At 62.8% G+C, this 15818-nt stretch carries 15 protein-coding genes; 7 read left to right on the top strand and 8 right to left on the bottom strand.

All coding sequences use genetic code 11. The features are described 5' to 3' along the window. The first annotated feature begins 1 nt into the window (after position 1). From efeO (REH34_RS24380) to REH34_RS24355, 6 genes are all read left to right on the top strand, one after another. Entirely contained in the window at positions 2-1195 is a 1194-nt protein-coding gene (gene efeO / locus REH34_RS24380; RefSeq protein ID WP_311969455.1) for an iron uptake system protein EfeO, read from the top strand. An 18-nt stretch (positions 1196-1213) separates the two neighbouring features. Continuing rightward, positions 1214-2515 carry an iron uptake transporter deferrochelatase/peroxidase subunit gene (efeB, locus tag REH34_RS24375; RefSeq protein WP_311969454.1) on the top strand — a complete coding sequence of 434 codons (1302 nt, stop codon included), beginning with the start codon at positions 1214-1216 and terminating at the stop codon, positions 2513-2515. A 27-nt stretch (positions 2516-2542) separates the two neighbouring features. Further along, positions 2543-3370: an iron uptake system protein EfeO gene (gene efeO / locus REH34_RS24370; protein WP_226507291.1), complete on the top strand. Its 828-nt coding sequence runs from the start codon at positions 2543-2545 to the stop codon at positions 3368-3370. 204 nt (positions 3371-3574) lie between these two features. Beyond that, positions 3575-4642, top strand: coding sequence for a phosphotransferase family protein (locus REH34_RS24365; protein WP_311969453.1), 1068 nt, complete (start codon positions 3575-3577; stop codon positions 4640-4642). An 87-nt stretch (positions 4643-4729) separates the two neighbouring features. Then, positions 4730-5497, top strand: coding sequence for an SDR family oxidoreductase (locus tag REH34_RS24360; RefSeq protein ID WP_311969452.1), 768 nt, complete (start codon positions 4730-4732; stop codon positions 5495-5497). A gap of 128 nt (positions 5498-5625) precedes the next feature. Then, entirely contained in the window at positions 5626-6405 is a 780-nt protein-coding gene (locus REH34_RS24355; RefSeq protein ID WP_311969451.1) for a TSUP family transporter, read from the top strand. 48 nt (positions 6406-6453) lie between these two features. Here the strand turns inward: REH34_RS24355 and REH34_RS24350 are convergent, their stop codons facing one another. Together REH34_RS24350 and REH34_RS24345 are read right to left on the bottom strand one after the other, a co-directional pair. After that, on the bottom strand, positions 6454-7245 hold the full coding sequence (locus REH34_RS24350; protein WP_311969450.1) for a hypothetical protein: 792 nt from the start codon (positions 7243-7245) through the stop codon (positions 6454-6456). A 27-nt stretch (positions 7246-7272) separates the two neighbouring features. Continuing rightward, entirely contained in the window at positions 7273-7863 is a 591-nt protein-coding gene (locus REH34_RS24345; protein ID WP_409373171.1) for an MFS transporter, read from the bottom strand. Between the two features lie 120 nt (positions 7864-7983). Here REH34_RS24345 and REH34_RS24340 point away from each other — a divergent pair, with 120 nt between their 5' ends. After that, the gene (locus REH34_RS24340) at positions 7984-8613 is read left to right on the top strand and encodes a metalloregulator ArsR/SmtB family transcription factor (protein ID WP_311969448.1); all 630 of its coding nucleotides are present in this window, start codon (positions 7984-7986) and stop codon (positions 8611-8613) included. Positions 8614-8678: 65 nt separating this feature from the next. On the opposite strand, the gene nudC is transcribed toward REH34_RS24340, so the two are convergent. From nudC to gnd, 6 genes are all read right to left on the bottom strand, one after another. Next, complete coding sequence (gene nudC, locus REH34_RS24335) at positions 8679-9509, bottom strand: NAD(+) diphosphatase (protein ID WP_311969447.1); 831 nt, start codon at positions 9507-9509, stop codon at positions 8679-8681. Between the two features lie 37 nt (positions 9510-9546). Further along, positions 9547-10359: a crotonase/enoyl-CoA hydratase family protein gene (locus REH34_RS24330; RefSeq protein WP_311969446.1), complete on the bottom strand. Its 813-nt coding sequence runs from the start codon at positions 10357-10359 to the stop codon at positions 9547-9549. A gap of 183 nt (positions 10360-10542) precedes the next feature. Continuing rightward, positions 10543-12333, bottom strand: coding sequence for a glycoside hydrolase family 15 protein (locus tag REH34_RS24325; RefSeq protein ID WP_311969445.1), 1791 nt, complete (start codon positions 12331-12333; stop codon positions 10543-10545). 58 nt (positions 12334-12391) lie between these two features. Further along, positions 12392-13180 carry an HAD family hydrolase gene (locus REH34_RS24320; protein WP_311969444.1) on the bottom strand — a complete coding sequence of 263 codons (789 nt, stop codon included), beginning with the start codon at positions 13178-13180 and terminating at the stop codon, positions 12392-12394. A 35-nt stretch (positions 13181-13215) separates the two neighbouring features. Next, the gene (zwf, locus tag REH34_RS24315) at positions 13216-14721 is read right to left on the bottom strand and encodes a glucose-6-phosphate dehydrogenase (protein WP_226507301.1); all 1506 of its coding nucleotides are present in this window, start codon (positions 14719-14721) and stop codon (positions 13216-13218) included. Further along, the gene (gene gnd / locus REH34_RS24310) at positions 14721-15698 is read right to left on the bottom strand and encodes a phosphogluconate dehydrogenase (NAD(+)-dependent, decarboxylating) (protein WP_311969443.1); all 978 of its coding nucleotides are present in this window, start codon (positions 15696-15698) and stop codon (positions 14721-14723) included. The genes zwf and gnd overlap by 1 nt, the downstream gene beginning before the upstream one ends. Positions 15699-15818 lie beyond the last annotated feature (120 nt).

Below are 15818 nucleotides of genomic sequence, written 5' to 3'. Positions count from 1 at the left end.
CATGTCCAACCCAGCATCCCCTCTGCCACCGCGCCTGATTCGCGTGGCGGTGGCCGGTTCGGTAATCCTCATGATCGCTGCCGGCGGCCTGTTCTATTACGCCTCGAAGTCTGCCTCGAGCAAACGCGCGGCCAATAGCGAAGGTGAGATCACCGTTACCATCCACCCGAAGAGCTGCGAACCGAACTCGCTGACGCTGCCGGCCGGCAAGGCCCGCTTCAAGATCGTCAACGCCTCGGACCGTGCAGTGGAATGGGAGATCCTCGACGGCGTGCTGGTGGTCGAAGAGCGTGAAAACATCGTGCCCGGCCTGAGCTCGATCATCAACGCCAACCTGCAGCCTGGCGACTACGCCATCACCTGCGGCCTGCTGAGCAACCCGCGTGGCAAGCTGCACGTCACCGCGACGGCAGAATCCGATGCCCAGGCCAAGGCCAAGCCATCGCTGGTCAATTTCGTCGGCCCGCTGTCCGAGTACCGCGTGTACCTGAGCATGCAGGGCAGCGCGCTGATCCAGGCCGTGGATGCCCTCAATGCCGCCATCGCGCTGGGCGACCTGGCCCAGGCACAAGCGCTGTACGTACCCGCGCGTACCATATATCAGCACATCGCCCCTGCCGCACAGCGCATGGCCGAATTGAACAACGCCATCGAAGCCCGCGCCGACTATTACGAAAAACGCGAGCAGGACCCAGGTTTTGGCGGCTTCCACCGTCTGGAGTACGGCCTGTTCGCCAAGAACAGCGTCGATGGCCTGACGCCGGTCGCGAAAAAACTGCTGGCCGACGTTACTCGCCTGAAGCAGGAACTGCTGGCCCAGCAACTGCCGCCGGAGCAGTTGATCACCATCATTTCGCGCAACATTCGCAGCCTCGCCGAGACCCGCAGCAACGGCGAAGAAGAGCGTTACAGCCACAGCGACCTCAACGGTTTTGCCGCCAACCTGGAAGGCACCCGCAAGGTTGTCGACTTGCTGCGCCCACTGCTGACCAAGTCCGGCCCGCAAGTACTGGCCAGCATCGATACCGCCGCCAACGACCTCGACGTGCAACTCAACGGCTTCAAGGACCACGACGCCTATATCTCGTACGACAAGGTCGATGCCTCGCAGCGCAAGCAGATCGCCGACCGCGCCAAGGCCCTGGCTGACGCATTGGACGGAATTTCTCCTGCCCTCGGCCTGACCGGCCAGTAACCACGTAGACGATATTCGATGAAACACTCAGACAACGCGCCACATTCGCTGCAACGCCGCAAGGTCCTCATGGGCCTCGGCGCTGCCGGTGCTGCCTTGGCCGGCAGTGCACTGACCTGCCCGGCCATGGCCGCTGAAGCCAAGGTCACCGAAGCGCCGCACAGCGACAAGACCGCCGACGCGCACGCCTATGAAGGCGTGCATCAGTCCGGCATCGTCACCCCGCGCCCGACAGCCGGCATGATGGTGTCTTTCGACGTGCTGGCCCAGGACCGCGAGGACCTGGAGCGCCTGTTCCGCACCCTCGACGAGCGTATCCGCTTCCTGATGAAAGGCGGCCCGGTTGCCGAGATCGACCCCAAGCTGCCGCCGCCGGACTCCGGCATCCTCGGCCCGGTGGTCACTCCGGACAACCTGACCATCACCGTCTCGGTAGGCAATTCGCTGTTCGACGAGCGTTTCGGCCTGGCTGCGGTCAAGCCCAAACGCCTGAGCCAGATGGTCGGTTTCCCCAACGACGGCCTCGAGGCCGCCTGCTGCCACGGCGATATCTCTCTGCAGTTCTGCTCCAACAGCGCCGACACCAACATCCACGCCCTGCGTGACGTGATCAAGAACCTGCCTGACCTGTTGTTCGTGCGCTGGAAGCAAGAAGGGACCGTGCCGGCGCAACCGCCGCTCAAACCCGGCCAACCGCCGGAGAGCGCGCGTAATTTCCTGGGTTTCCGCGACGGCTCGGCCAACCCCGACTCCAACGACGCCAAAGCCATGAACGCCTTGGTCTGGGTGCAACCGGACAGCGACGAGCCGGCCTGGGCCGCCAACGGCAGCTACCAGGTGGTGCGGATCATTCGCAACCTGGTCGAGCGCTGGGACCGCACCCCGCTGCAGGAGCAGGAAAGCATCTTCGGGCGCAAGAAGCCCACCGGCGCGCCCATGGACGGCAAGGTCGAGACCGACGTCCCCGACTACGCCAAGGACCCGGAAGGCAAGATCACCAAGCTCGACGCGCACATCCGCCTGGCCAATCCGCGCACGCCGCAATCGCAGGCCAACCTGATCCTGCGCCGCCCGTTCAACTATTCCAACGGCGTCAACAAGAATGGCCAGCTCGACATGGGGCTGCTGTTCATCTGCTACCAGGCTGACCTGGAAAAAGGATTCATCACCGTGCAGACCCGCCTTAACGGCGAGCCACTGGAGGAGTACCTCAAGCCGACCGGTGGCGGGTACTTCTTCACTCTGCCCGGCGTGAAAGGCGACAAGGACTTCATCGGTCAGTCGCTGCTTGCTGCTTCGCATACAAAAACCGTGGCCTGACCCTTAATATTGCGTATGAGAACTTCCATGAAAAAGACACCGCTGGCGCTGTTGATGACCCTGGGTATGCTGAGCACGCCGTTCTCGGCATTCGCCGCCGCTCCGGCGACGCTGGATCTGGTCGCACCGATCTCCGACTACAAGATTTACGTGACCGAGCAAGTCGACCAACTGGTTACCCAGACTCAGGCCTTCACCGACGCCATCAACAAGGGCGACATCGCGACCGCCAAGAAACTGTACCCCACCACTCGTGTGCACTATGAATCGATCGAGCCGATTGCCGAACTGTTCAGCGACCTGGACGGTTCGATCGACTCACGCGTAGACGACCACGAAAAAGGCGTCGACGCTGAGGACTTCACCGGCTTCCACCGCCTGGAATACCTGCTCTGGGACAAGAAGACCACCGATGGCACCAAAGAGCTGACCGCCGGCCTGCTCAAGGACGTCAAGGACCTGCAGACCCGCATCGCCGGCCTGACCTTCCCGCCTGAGAAAGTCGTTGGCGGGGCTGCTGCGCTGATGGAAGAAGTCGCGGCCACCAAAGTGTCCGGCGAAGAAGACCGTTACAGCCATACCGACCTGTATGACTTCCAGGGCAACGTCGACGGCGCGAAGAAAATCGTCGATCTGTTCCGTCCACAAGTCGAGAAGACCGACAAGGCCTTCATTGCCAAGGTCGACAAGAACTTCGCCACGGTCGACAAGATCCTGGCCAAGTACAAGACCAAGGACGGCGGCTACGAGACCTATGACAAGGTCAAGGAAGCTGATCGCAAGGCCCTCATCGGCCCGGTCAACACCTTGGCTGAAGACCTGTCGACCCTGCGCGGCAAGCTGGGCCTGAACTAAGGCTGACCAACACGGTGGGAGCGGTCTCTGTCCGCGAAGTTTTTTGCGGCCAGAGCCCGCTCCCACTGGTTCATCGATGCTCCTGGGATCAAATTCACTGATCCACCCGCAACACCCTCACTGATAACAGCCCGCCCCGCTTGCCCCCTCCCTGCCCGCGCACTAGATTAGCCTTCAGCTCGACACTGAAACGAAGGTAACGCCATGGCACTCACGGACACCGCCACCGATGTACGCCCGGGCGAAGCCCTCGACGGCGCGCGTATCGACGCCTGGCTCAAGGCCCACCTGCCCGACCTGCAGGGCACCCCGAACATCCGCCAGTTTCCCGGGGGCGCCTCCAACCTCACCTACCTGCTCCAGTACCCGCAGCGCGAGCTGGTGCTCAGGCGTCCCCCCTTCGGCCACAAGGCCCGCAGTGCCCATGACATGGGCCGCGAATTCCGCATCCTCAACGCGCTGCGCCCGGCGTTTGCCTATTGCCCGCAGGCCCTGCTGCATTGCACGGATGAAGCCATCATCGGGGCCGAGTTCTATGTGATGGAGCGGGTCGAAGGCATCATCCTGCGCACCGATCTGCCCGAAGCGCTGAACTTCGATCCGTCGAGCACTCGCCGCCTGTGCGAGAGCTTTATCGATCGGCTGGTGGAGCTGCACCACGTCGACTATGTCGCCTGTGGCCTGGGCGACCTTGGCAAGCCCGTGGGATACGTGCAGCGTCAGGTGGGCGGCTGGAGCGAGCGCTACGATCAGGCCCGCACCCCGGACGCGCCGGCATGGAATACCGTCAAGTCCTGGCTGCGCGACAAACAGCCGCCAGACAGCGGCCGCGTCAGCCTGCTGCACAACGATTACCGCTTCGACAATGTCATCCTCGACCCGGCCGACCCGCTGCGCATCATCGGCGTGCTGGACTGGGAGCTGGCCACCCTGGGTGACCCGCTCATGGACCTGGGCAACTCGCTGGCCTACTGGATCGAAGCTGACGATCCCGCGCCCCTGCAATGGATGCGGCGCCAGCCCAGCGACGCCCCGGGCATGCTCAGCCGCGAGGCATTCGTGGCGTACTACGCGCAACGCGCGGGCATCGGGGTGAGTAACATGGACTTCTATCGGGTCTATGGTTTGTTCCGTCTGGCCGGGATCATCCAGCAGATCTACTTTCGTTTCTATCACGGGCAGACCGCCGATCCGCGCTTTGCTTCGTTCATCCACATGAATGGTTTGCTCGAACAGATGGGCCTGCAGGTCATCGAGCAATCGCGGCTCTGAGCACTGCAGCCTCCAGCCCGCTCGCCGCCAGGCCGATGGCTGCAGGCACGGGCCGCCCTCCCCCTTCACCTTCCAAGGACAACGCCAGTGACCAAGACCACCCTGTTCGACCTCGACGGCAAGATCGCTTTCGTTTCCGGCGCCAGCCGCGGTATTGGTGAAGCCATCGCGCGCCTGCTGGCCCGGCAAGGCGCCCATGTGATTGTCTCGAGCCGCAAGCTTGAAGGCTGCCAGGCAGTCGCGGATGCGATCGTTGCCGACGGAGGCAAGGCCACGGCCATGGCCTGTCATATCGGCGAGATGACGCAGATCGAGGCAGTGTTCGCGGCAGTGGCCGAGCAGTTCGGGCGCCTGGATATCCTGGTCAACAACGCCGCAACCAATCCGCAATTCGGCCATGTGCTCGATACTGACCTGGCGGCGTTCCAGAAGACGCTGGACGTGAATATCCGTGGCTACTTCTTCATGTCGGTGGCGGCTGGCAAGCTGATGCGCGGGCATGGCGGCGGCAGCATCATCAACGTGGCGTCGATCAACGGGGTCACGCTGGGGCATTTCCAGGGGGTGTATTCGATCACCAAGGCGGCGGTGATCAACATGACCAAGGTATTCGCCAAGGAGTGCGCGCCCCTGGGAATCCGCTGCAATGCACTGCTGCCCGGGATCACCGACACGCGTTTCGCCTCGGCGCTGGTCAATAACGAGGCGATCCTCAAGACGGCCATGGTGCAGATCCCGCTCAAGCGGGTAGCCCAGCCCGAAGAGATGGCCGGGGCGGTGTTGTATCTGGCCAGCGATGCGTCGAGCTATACCACGGGTACGGCGATCAATGTGGATGGCGGGTTTCTGGCTTGAGATCCCGCCCTGGCAACATGAAACCACCCGACCCTCACCAGCATGGATCGCCCCTGAATCCCTAGGTACAATGCCGGCTTTCGCGGTGCACCATTGGCGCCGCATCCCTGCCCAGCAAGTTGCCTTCCATGCCCTTCGAACTCAGCGTCAGCCTTACCACCCTCGGGATACTCGCGGTTGTAGCCTTCGTGGCCGGATTCATCGATGCCATCGCCGGCGGCGGCGGTCTGCTGACCACCCCGGCGTTGCTCACCGCCGGCATGCCGCCGCACCTGGTACTGGGCACCAACAAGCTCAGTTCGACCTTCGGCTCGGCCACCGCCGGTTTCACCTTCTACCGGCGCAAGCTGTTCCATCCGCGGCAATGGACCCACGCCCTGATCTGCACCGCCATCGGCGCGCTGGTCGGCGCTGTGGTCGCCCATTACCTGCCTGCCGAATGGCTGAACAAGATGCTCCCGGTGATCGTCTTCGGGTGCGGCCTTTACCTGCTGTTCGGCGGCACGCCCAAGGCGCCGCTGGACGTCGACGTACCGATCCGCAAAAAATGGCAATCGCCGCAGGGCTTCACACTGGGTTTCTATGACGGCGTCGCCGGGCCGGGGACTGGCGCGTTCTGGACGGTGAGCACGCTCTTGCTCTATCCGATCGACCTGGTCAAGGCCAGCGGTGTGGCGCGCAGCATGAACTTCGTCAGTAACGCTGCGGCACTCATGGTGTTCGTCATCAACGGCCAGGTGGACTGGTTGATCGGCCTGTGCATGGGCGCCTGCGTGATGATCGGCGCATTCTTCGGCGCACGCACGGCCATCGGCGGCGGGGCCAAGTTCATTCGGCCGGTGTTCATCAGCGTGGTGCTGGCACTGACCGTGCGCCTGGCCTGGCAGCACTGGTTCGGCCAGGCGTGAGTACCAGCTTGAACCGGGGGCCTGGTGTCCCCCTCATAGCATGGGGTTTCAATCCGCTGTGACCGTTCTGGCGGCACGCACGGCGGTGACGATTCCCGCCAGCGGCGCGAAGGCAAACAGCCCGAACAGCCACATCGCCGCAGCGCTGATACCTTGCGCATCGCCTGGATCGCCAAGCCCCGCCAGATTGACGATCATTCCCGCAAAGGCCGCACCCAACGCCGTCGCGAACAGTTGCACGGTGGTGATCGATGCGCCCGCGCAGTCCTGATCCCGCACCGGTGTCACCACCAGCACCTGCGTCAACAGGTGCGGCCAGCCCAGCCCGATTCCGAAGCCGACCAGCCCCAGGCCCACGCAGATCAACGTCAGTGCCTGTCCGGACTCATCGCCCGAACGCGGCATGCTCAACGCCAGCAACAGCATGCCCAGGAGCACGAGCACTGGCCCGTTGATGATCGCCAAGCGAACGCCACGCGCCTTCCAGCCCGAACTCAGGACTTCCGACACCGTCCATCCTGCCGCCATCAAGGCTGCGATGTAGCCGCTGACCAAAGGTGTTTGCCCGTGCAGCTTTTGCAGGAAATACGGCACAAAGGTCTCGCTGGTCATGCCCACCACCAAGAGCCCCATGGTGAGGTACAGGGCAAGCAAAGGCGAGCGCAAGCTCAGTGCCGAAGCCGGCAGCAGGCGTACCACCGCACGACGCTCCAGGCGCACCAGCATGGACATCAGCGCCGAAGCGACGACCACACCGCTGGCATTCCAGATCGGATCGACCGAGGCACTGCCCGCACTCACCACCAGCACCGCGCCGACCAACAACAGGAGTTGCGGCATCGCGACGGGATTGGCATCGCCCTCGGCCTAGGTTTTTTCCGGCAGGAGCTTCCACACCAGCACGCCATACACCGCTGTGACCGGCACCAAAAACCCGAAAGCCCAGCGCCACGCCTGCAGTTCGGCGAACACCCCGCCGATGGCTGGCCCCAAGAGCGTCGCCAAGCCCCACATCGCCGAGACCAGGGCCATGGCTCGCGGCCAGAGCCGCTCCGGCAGGACCACATTGATCATCGAATAACTCAGCGCAAATAAAAATCCCCCGCCCAGCCCCTGGATCGTCCTGCCCGTCAGCATCACCAGCATATTTGGCGCCAGCGCACAGGTCGCGCTGCCGAGCATGAACGCCAGTGCGGCCACCGCGTAGGCGCCCTTTGAGCCATGACGCCCGAGCAGCCGAGTGGTCAAGGCCGAACCGAGGATCGAAGCGACAACGAACAGTGTGGTGTTCCATGAATAGAGATTCAGGCCACCAATATCCGCGACCACCGATGGCAACACCGTGGTCGCGATATAGATATTGATGGCGTGCAATGCCACGCCACCGGCCAAAGCAGCCGAACACGCGGCGTTCCGGCCGCGCAACAATTGCGCCCATGTTCCTTGTACCGTCGACATAGTGCCTCCCAGGCTGGCGGTGCGCGAAGTTGCCAACAGGCTGGCAATCGCTTATTTTGTTTTACAAAGCGTTTACTTTTTTTATTCTTCGAGTGAGCACCGCATTTGTCAAGAGAAAGCTTGGAAAATCCCCCTGGGTCTACCGCAGACCGCCTGCTGTGGCTGTTGAAGACGCGCGGCCCTCAGCAAGCGGTAGAGGCCGGCGAGGCGCTGGGCATGACCAGCGAGGCGGCACGCCAACAATTCGTCAAGCTGGGAGGCAGCGGCCTGGTCGAGGCTTATTCGCAACCCCGTGGCGTGGGGCGGCCGATACAGCTCTGGCAGTTGACCGGCAAAGGCCACAGCCGCTTTCCCGACAGCCACGGCGATCTGACCGTGCAGTTGCTCGACGCGGTGCGGGAAACGTTCGGTGAAAATGCGATAGATCGGTTGATCGAGGTGCGTGAACAGCGCAATGGCGAAAACTATGCGCTGGCCATGCGGGATGCGACGAACCTCGAGGACAAAGTCAGAAGCCTCAGCGAAGTGCGCAGCCGAGAAGGTTATATGGCGGAATATGCTGCCACGCAGGACGGTGCCTTCCTGCTGATCGAGAACCACTGCCCGATCTGCGCGGCCGCCAGTGCCTGCCAGAATTTCTGCCGCTCCGAGTTGCAGCTGTTCGAACAAGTGCTCGGCGCGCGCGTGGAGCGTGTCGAGCATCTGCTGACGGATTCGCGGCGGTGTGTGTATCGCGTCAGTGAGTTGTGACCAAGGGTGTGGGTGCGCTCGAGGGCCCCTCCGCCGCCGAAAGGGCCATCAGGTGTGCGCGACAATTATCCTGGCATCGTCGGCTCTGGCAAACCGAGGCGCTGGGCAACGTACAGATCGATCAGATACCGTGCGATCGACCGCGACATCGGCAGCGGTGGCAGCGCATCCACCCGAAACCACTGGGCATCTTCGATCTCGTCGGCCTGAGGCACGATATCGCCTGCGGCGTACTCGGCATGAAAGCCCAGCATCATCGAATGCGGGAACGGCCAGCACTGGCTGCCCACATAGCGAATATTCTTCACCTCGAGCTGCACTTCCTCGAACACCTCGCGCACCACGCACTCTTCAGCCGACTCGCCCGGCTCGGCGAAACCGGCCAAGGTGCTGTAGACCCCGGTGACGAAACGCGGTGAGCGGGCCAGGAGGATTTCGTCCCCGCGCGTGATCAGCACGATCATGCTCGGCGAGATCCGCGGATACGCCCGCAGATCGCAAGCCTCGCAATGCATGGCACGCTCACGCGGCACCTGCACGTTCGCCGCGCCGCAACGTCCACAGAAGCGGTGCTCGTTGGCCCAGGTGGCAATCTGCGCGGCATAGGCGAGCACCCGGTAATGGGCGAAATCGTCATTGAGCATGAACGCGCGCAGGCCCTGCCATTGAACGCCGGGCAGTTGCGCCGCGCCATCGAGCACCAGCAAATACACCGGTTCGCCGTCGAAATGGCCGATGCCGTGTTCGAATGCCAGTGGCAGATCGAGGCCCTTGACCCATTCACGAGAGAACAGCACGCCGTTGTCGTCGAAGGCGAAGCCTTGCTTGCTGAACACCACGGCCAGGCCGCCGCGGGTTTGAGTATCCAGTACCGAAGTGATCCATCGTTGCGACATCACGGAAATTCCTTGGTTTTGGCACCGGTCCGCCGGATCAGTCGTCGAAGACTGGCGTCTGTGCGCTCATGCTGGCCGCCATGGCCACGCGCAGGTCATGGGATTGCAGCATCGCGGCGTTCCAGGTGGCGATGTATTCGAGGCCGTCATCGATACGATGATCGCGCATGTAGCTGATCATGCGTTTGGTGCCGGCCACGGCTATCGGTGATTTTGCGGCAATTTGCCCGGCGATGGCAAAGACCCCTTTGTGCAGAGCCTCGATATTTTCGTACGTACGATTGACCAAGCCTATGCGCAGTGCTTCTTCATGCTCCACCGTGCGCCCAGTGTAGGCCAGTTCGCGCAGCAGGCCGTCGCCGATGATCCGCGGCAGGCGTTGCAGGGTGCCGACGTCGGCGGCCATGCCCATGTCGATTTCCTTGATGGAAAACTGCGCGTCCTCGCTGCAATAGCGCATGTCGCAGGCGGCGATCAGATCGATGGCGCCACCGATGCAATAGCCTTGCACCGCAGCCAGCACCGGTTTGCGGCACTGGTCGACGGCATTGAACGAGCCTTGCATTTGCAGGATCTTGCGCCGCAGCAGCCGCGCATTGCGGCCCACGTCCTTGCCCAGTTCGCTGGCCACCGAGGCCAGCAGCGCCAGGTCGATGCCGGCGCTGAAGTGCTTGCCGGCACCGCTGAGCACCACCACGCGCACGGCATCGGTGTCATCGATCCACTGGAATATCTCGACGATCTCGCGCCAGAAGTCGGCATTCATGGCGTTGGCCTTGGCCGCTCGGTTGATCTGCACATGGGCGATACCGGCATCCAGGGCGACGGTGAAGGCTTGGTAATCGGTCATGGGGGCGTCCTGACAGTTTTTGGATGGGCAGGACTATAGCAAGGGTGGGTGATGGGAGATGTGCCAAAGGATGGGGCTTTGTGGTGCCGCGGGGCTGAAAGCGCACCCTCGCTCCCACAGGCTCATACACCTGTGGGAGCAAAGCTTGCTCGCAAAGAGGCCCGCATTGACACCGCTAACCCATCAAGCACTCTGCGCGCGCGTCTGCGCCGGCGCATGGGCACGGTGCAGATTGAGCGCAGTATTGATAATGCCGATATGGCTGAACGCCTGGGGGAAGTTGCCGAGCATGCGCTTGCCCAGGTGGTCGTACTGCTCGGCCAGCAAGCCGACATCGTTGCACAATCCCGCCAGGCGCTCGAACAGCGCCTCGGCATCGTCATCCCGGCCTAGCAACACGTAGACATCCGCCAGCCAGAACGAACAGACCAGAAAGGTCCCCTCCCCCGGCGTCAACCCGTCGTCCACCTCGTGCGACTCGTAACGCAACAGCAAGCCATCGCGCAGCAAGCGCTTCTCGATGGCGGCTACCGTAGCGACGAAACGGGGATCGTCGGCCGGCAGAAAGCCGGTCAAGGCAATCTGCAACAGGCTCGCGTCGACATCCTCGGCGCCGAACGACTGCACGAAGTAGCCCAGCTCGGCGTTGAAGCCCTTCTCGCACACCTCCCGGTGAATCTGCTCGGCCACCGCCCGGTAATGGGCCTGCAACGGGGGGTCGATACCTTCGGCCACGTTGGCGGCGCGATCGAACGCCACCCAGGCCATGACTTTGGAATGGGTAAAGTGCCGCGGCTCGGAGCGAATTTCCCAGATGCCTTCATCCGGCTGCTGCCAGATCTTCTCCAGAAACGGCATGATCAACCGCGACACCGAGGTACTGCGCGGGTGACGTGGCAGCCCGTTGCGCAACGCCTGGCTCATGGCATCCGCGACCTCGCCGTAGACATCGAGCTGAGTCTGGGTCGCAGCGGCGTTACCGATGCGCACCGGCGTCGAACCTTCATAGCCCCTGAGCCAGGGCAAGGTGCTCTCCGGCAACCGCCGCTCGCCGCCCAGGCCGTACATGATCTGCATCTGCTCGGGATTACCGGCGACCGAGCGCAGCAGCCATTCGCGCCAGGCACTGGCTTCTTCGTAATAGCCCAGATTCATGAACGCCAGCAAGGTCATGGTCGCGTCGCGCAGCCAGCAGTACCGATAGTCCCAGTTGCGCTCACCGCCCAGACGCTCCGGCAGCGAGGTGGTGATGGCCGCGACCATGCCGCCAGTAGGCTCGTAGGTCATGGCCTTGAGAGTGATCAGCGAGCGCTTGACCAGCTCGCTCCATCGTCCCACCGGCGGGCAGCGATCGGAGAACGCCAACCAGTAACGCTCGGTACTCTCCAGCGCCTGCTCGCCGTCGAAGCCGGCCTGCACTGGCGTGTTCGAGCTTTGATGCGACAAGCGAAAAACCTTGCGCTCCCCGGCCTTGACCACGAAGCGACTCCCGGTGTGATGGTCACGCGCCTGCAACGCCGTGGCGCTGCGCATCACCAGCATCTCCGGGCCTGCCACGGCGGTCAGCGTCAGCGGGCTGATTTTTTCGACCCAGGGTACGCTGCTGCCGTAGTCGAAGCGCATGACCAGGTCCATTTCGAAATCCACTTCGCCGTGCAGGCCGTGAACGATGCGCAACACGCTGGCCGGCTGGTCGATGGGCATGCAGTCGATCAGCACGGCGGTGCCGGTGTCGGTCTCGAAGGTGGTTTCAAGGATCATGGTGCCGTCGCGGTAGCGCCGCGTGACCTTGGCATCCGGACTCACCGGGCCGATGCGCCAGCGGCCATTGTCGCTGTCGCCCAGCAAGGCGGCGAAACAGGCGGGGGCGTCAAAGCGGGGGAAACACAACCAGTCCAGCGAGCCGTTCTTGTCGACCAGCGCGGCAGTCCTGCAGTTGCCGAGCACAGCGTAGTCTTCGATCAAAGCAGTCATGGTGGTCCTCAGCGTGGGGGAAGCACACCCCGTCGCCGAATCCCCAGGGAGCGAGGGATCAGGCGCGTGGCAGAATGAATTCCTGAATGGCCCGCACGACCCCGTCATCGGCATTGCTGTCGGTCACGGCATCGGCCTGGCGCTGAACGTCCGGGTGGGCCTGGCCCATGGCGACGGCAAACCCGGCGCGCTTGAACATCGGTACATCGTTGGCGCCATCGCCAATGGCGGCGGTCTGCGCCAAGGGGATGTGCAAGTATTCGGCGAGATTGGCCAGCGCATCGCCCTTGTTGGCCGCCAGCGCGGTGACGTCCAGATAATATTGCTGCGAGCGCGATGCCAGCGCCTGGCCTTCGATCAGCGGCAGCAGTTGCTTCTCGAGGTCTATGAGCAGCGCGAAGTCGTCTGTGGTGGCGACGATCTTGTCGATACGCTCCAGGTACGGGGCGAAATCATCGACCAAGGTCGGACCATAACCGAGCGCGTGCAGCTCGGTATCGAAATAGGCGCCACTGCGGTCACGGGCCAGCCAGTGATCGTCCGCGAACACCCAGATGGTCACCGGGTGCTCGGCAAACAATTGCAAAGCGGTATGCACGGCGGCAGGCTCGACGCAGTGGCGTTGCAGTACCGTACCATCGACGGCGCAGAGGTTGCCGCCGTTGAATGCCATGGTCGGGACATCGATGCCCAGCTGCTCGACCTGCTTGCGCATGGCTCGCGGTGGGCGGGCACTGGCCAGGCTGAAGTGCACCCCGGCCTGTTGCAGTTGCGCGACGGCAGCGATCACGCCAGGCGAAAGGCTGTGGTCGGGCAACAGCAGGGTGCCGTCCATGTCGCTGAGCATAAGCCTTATGCCAGCCCTGCCGGCCTCCTCCCCACTCATCCCAGCGGCCGCCAGGCACGGTTATCACGCGCCAGCAAGTCATCCGCCTGCTGCGGCCCATCGGACCCTGCCGCATACATGCGCACCTTGCCAGCATCCGCCCAGGCATCCAGGAATGGCTGCACCGCACGCCAGCCGTTCTCGATGTTGTCCGCGCGCTGAAACAGCGTCTGGTCACCGATCAGGCAGTCGTAGATCAAGGTCTCGTAGCCGGTGGACGGCTGCATCTCGAAGAAGTCCTTGTAGGCGAAACCCAGCCTGACGTTCTGCATATCCAGCGTCGGCCCGGGCTTCTTGGCCTGCAGATCGAACCACATGCCTTCGTCCGGCTGGATCTGGATGTGCAGGTAGTTGGACTTGAGGTCGTCGACCTCGGTGTCGCGGAACTGCGCGTACGGCGCCTGCTTGAAGCAGATGGCGATCTCGGTGTCGCGCACACTCATGCGCTTGCCGGTACGCAGATAGAACGGCACACCCATCCAACGCCAGTTGTCGATCATCACCTTGAGCGCGACATAGGTTTCGGTCTGGCTCTGCGGATCGACCTTGGGCTCCTCGACATAACCGGCCTCGCCCTTGGGGCCAGGGGCGTATTGGCCACGCACCGAATTCTTGATCGCCTCGGCCTTGTCGTAAGGGCGGATCGCGCCGATGACCTTGGCCTTTTCGCCGCGTACCGCATCGGCGCCAAAGGCCGCCGGGGGTTCCATGGCGACCATGGCCAACAGCTGGAACAGGTGATTGGGCACCATGTCGCGCAGCGCGCCGGTGCTGTCGTAGAAGTTGCCACGGGTTTCGACCCCGACGGTTTCCGCCGCAGTGATCTGCACGTGGTCAATGTAATGGTTGTTCCAGAACGCCTCGAAAATCCCGTTGGAGAATCGGCTGACGAGGATGTTCTGTACGGTTTCCTTGCCCAGGTAATGGTCGATGCGATAGATCTGCTTCTCGCTCATCACACTCAGCAGGCTGGCGTTAAGAGCTTCGGCGGTGGCCAGGTCGGAGCCGAACGGCTTCTCGATGACCACGCGGCGGAAGGCCTCGGGCGTTTCTTCCAGCAGCCCGGCCTTGCCCAGGCGCGTCGCTACTTCACTGAAGAAGCGCGGCGAGGTCGCCAGATAGAACATGGCATTGCCGGTACCGTTTTCCTCGATGCGCTTGGCGATCGCGGCATAGGTATCATCAGCGACGAAATCGCCGGTGATATAGCTGATGCGCTTGGCCAGACGCGCCCAAAGGGCAGGGTCCAGCGCCTCTTCGGCGCTGCCCCCTTTGGCCTTGGCCTGGTCGCGGATGAAGTCTTCGAGCTTTTGCGCGAAGGCTTCATCGGTGACCTCGTTGTGGTCGACGCCGACGATGTGCAAACCGTTATCCAGCAAACCATCGCGGCTGAGGTTGTACAGGGCCGGCGTCAACAGCCGTTTGACCAGGTCGCCATGGGCGCCAAAAAGGAAAATCGTGGTGGGCGGAGCTGCTTCTACCTTGGATTTTCCTTTTTTCATTACTTCTTCACCTCCACGTGGCCACCAAAGCCGAAGCGCATGGCGGAAAGCATTTTATCGCCATAAGTGGCGTCTTGGCGGGAACGGAAGCGCGCGAACAGCGCACTCGACAGCACCGGTACCGGCACCGCTTGTTCGACAGCGGCATCGATGGTCCAGCGCCCTTCGCCGCTGTCCGAGACCTTCCCGGAATATTTGACCAGCTCGGGGTCACTGGCCAGTGCATCGGCGGTCAGATCCAGCAGCCACGATGAAACCACGCTGCCGCGGCGCCAGACTTCGGCGATGTCGGCCAGGTTGAGATCGAAGCGCTGGTCTTCTGGCAACTCTTCGCTGTTCTTGGTCTTGAGGATGTCGAAGCCTTCGGCATAGGCCTGCATCAAGCCGTACTCGATGCCGTTGTGGATCATCTTCACGAAATGGCCGGAACCGACCGGACCGGCGTGAATGTAACCGTGCTCGGCGCGGTTGGACTCGCCTTCAAGGCCCAAGGTACGGGGGATGTTGCCCACGCCCGGCGCGAGGGTGGCAAACAGGGGTTCTAGGCGTTCGAAGACGGCGGTTTCAGCGCCGATCATCATGCAGAAGCCGCGATCCAGGCCCCAGACGCCACCGGAGGTGCCGACGTCGACATAGTGCAGTTGCTTCTCGGCCAACGCCTTGGCGCGACGGATGTCATCTTTGTACATGGTGTTGCCGCCGTCGATGATCACGTCATCGGGGGACAACAGCGCGCTGAGCTCATTGATGGTGTCTTCGGTGATCTTGCCGGATGGCAGCATGACCCACACCGCACGAGGCGACTGCAGCTTGCTGACCAGATCGGCCAACCCGCTTGCCGCCGTCGCGCCCTCGCTCGCCAGGCCCTGGACCGCCTGCTCGCTACGATCGTAGACCACTGTCGAGTGGCCATCGCGCATCAGCCTTCTGGAGATATTGCCGCCCATGCGGCCCAGTCCAACGATTCCCAATTGCATGCCTGCGCTCCACAAATAAAAAGAAGGCGAACGTCACCTTTATAGCTCATGCGATCCTCTGGTTAGTCCCATCCCGGACCGCATAGTTCGCCGATTTTACCATTCATCGGCTGGTAAAAC

It is taken from the genome of Pseudomonas baltica, from assembly GCF_031880315.1.
Lineage (GTDB): Bacteria > Pseudomonadota > Gammaproteobacteria > Pseudomonadales > Pseudomonadaceae > Aquipseudomonas.
The sequence above is the reverse complement of the archived record's forward strand: the minus strand, read 5'-3'. Positions and strand labels throughout refer to the sequence as shown.

Coding starts and splice junctions, on each gene's coding strand:
- efeO (WP_311969455.1), top strand. CDS start 2: ATGTCCAACCCAGCATCCCCTCTGCCACCGCGCCTGATTCGCGTGGCG.
- efeB (WP_311969454.1), top strand. CDS start 1,214: ATGAAACACTCAGACAACGCGCCACATTCGCTGCAACGCCGCAAGGTC.
- efeO (WP_226507291.1), top strand. CDS start 2,543: ATGAAAAAGACACCGCTGGCGCTGTTGATGACCCTGGGTATGCTGAGC.
- REH34_RS24365 (WP_311969453.1), top strand. CDS start 3,575: ATGGCACTCACGGACACCGCCACCGATGTACGCCCGGGCGAAGCCCTC.
- REH34_RS24355 (WP_311969451.1), top strand. CDS start 5,626: ATGCCCTTCGAACTCAGCGTCAGCCTTACCACCCTCGGGATACTCGCG.
- REH34_RS24350 (WP_311969450.1), bottom strand. CDS start 7,245: ATGCCGCAACTCCTGTTGTTGGTCGGCGCGGTGCTGGTGGTGAGTGCG.
- REH34_RS24345 (WP_409373171.1), bottom strand. CDS start 7,863: ATGTCGACGGTACAAGGAACATGGGCGCAATTGTTGCGCGGCCGGAAC.
- nudC (WP_311969447.1), bottom strand. CDS start 9,509: ATGTCGCAACGATGGATCACTTCGGTACTGGATACTCAAACCCGCGGC.
- REH34_RS24330 (WP_311969446.1), bottom strand. CDS start 10,359: ATGACCGATTACCAAGCCTTCACCGTCGCCCTGGATGCCGGTATCGCC.
- REH34_RS24325 (WP_311969445.1), bottom strand. CDS start 12,333: ATGACTGCTTTGATCGAAGACTACGCTGTGCTCGGCAACTGCAGGACT.
- REH34_RS24320 (WP_311969444.1), bottom strand. CDS start 13,180: ATGCTCAGCGACATGGACGGCACCCTGCTGTTGCCCGACCACAGCCTT.
- zwf (WP_226507301.1), bottom strand. CDS start 14,721: ATGAAAAAAGGAAAATCCAAGGTAGAAGCAGCTCCGCCCACCACGATT.
- gnd (WP_311969443.1), bottom strand. CDS start 15,698: ATGCAATTGGGAATCGTTGGACTGGGCCGCATGGGCGGCAATATCTCC.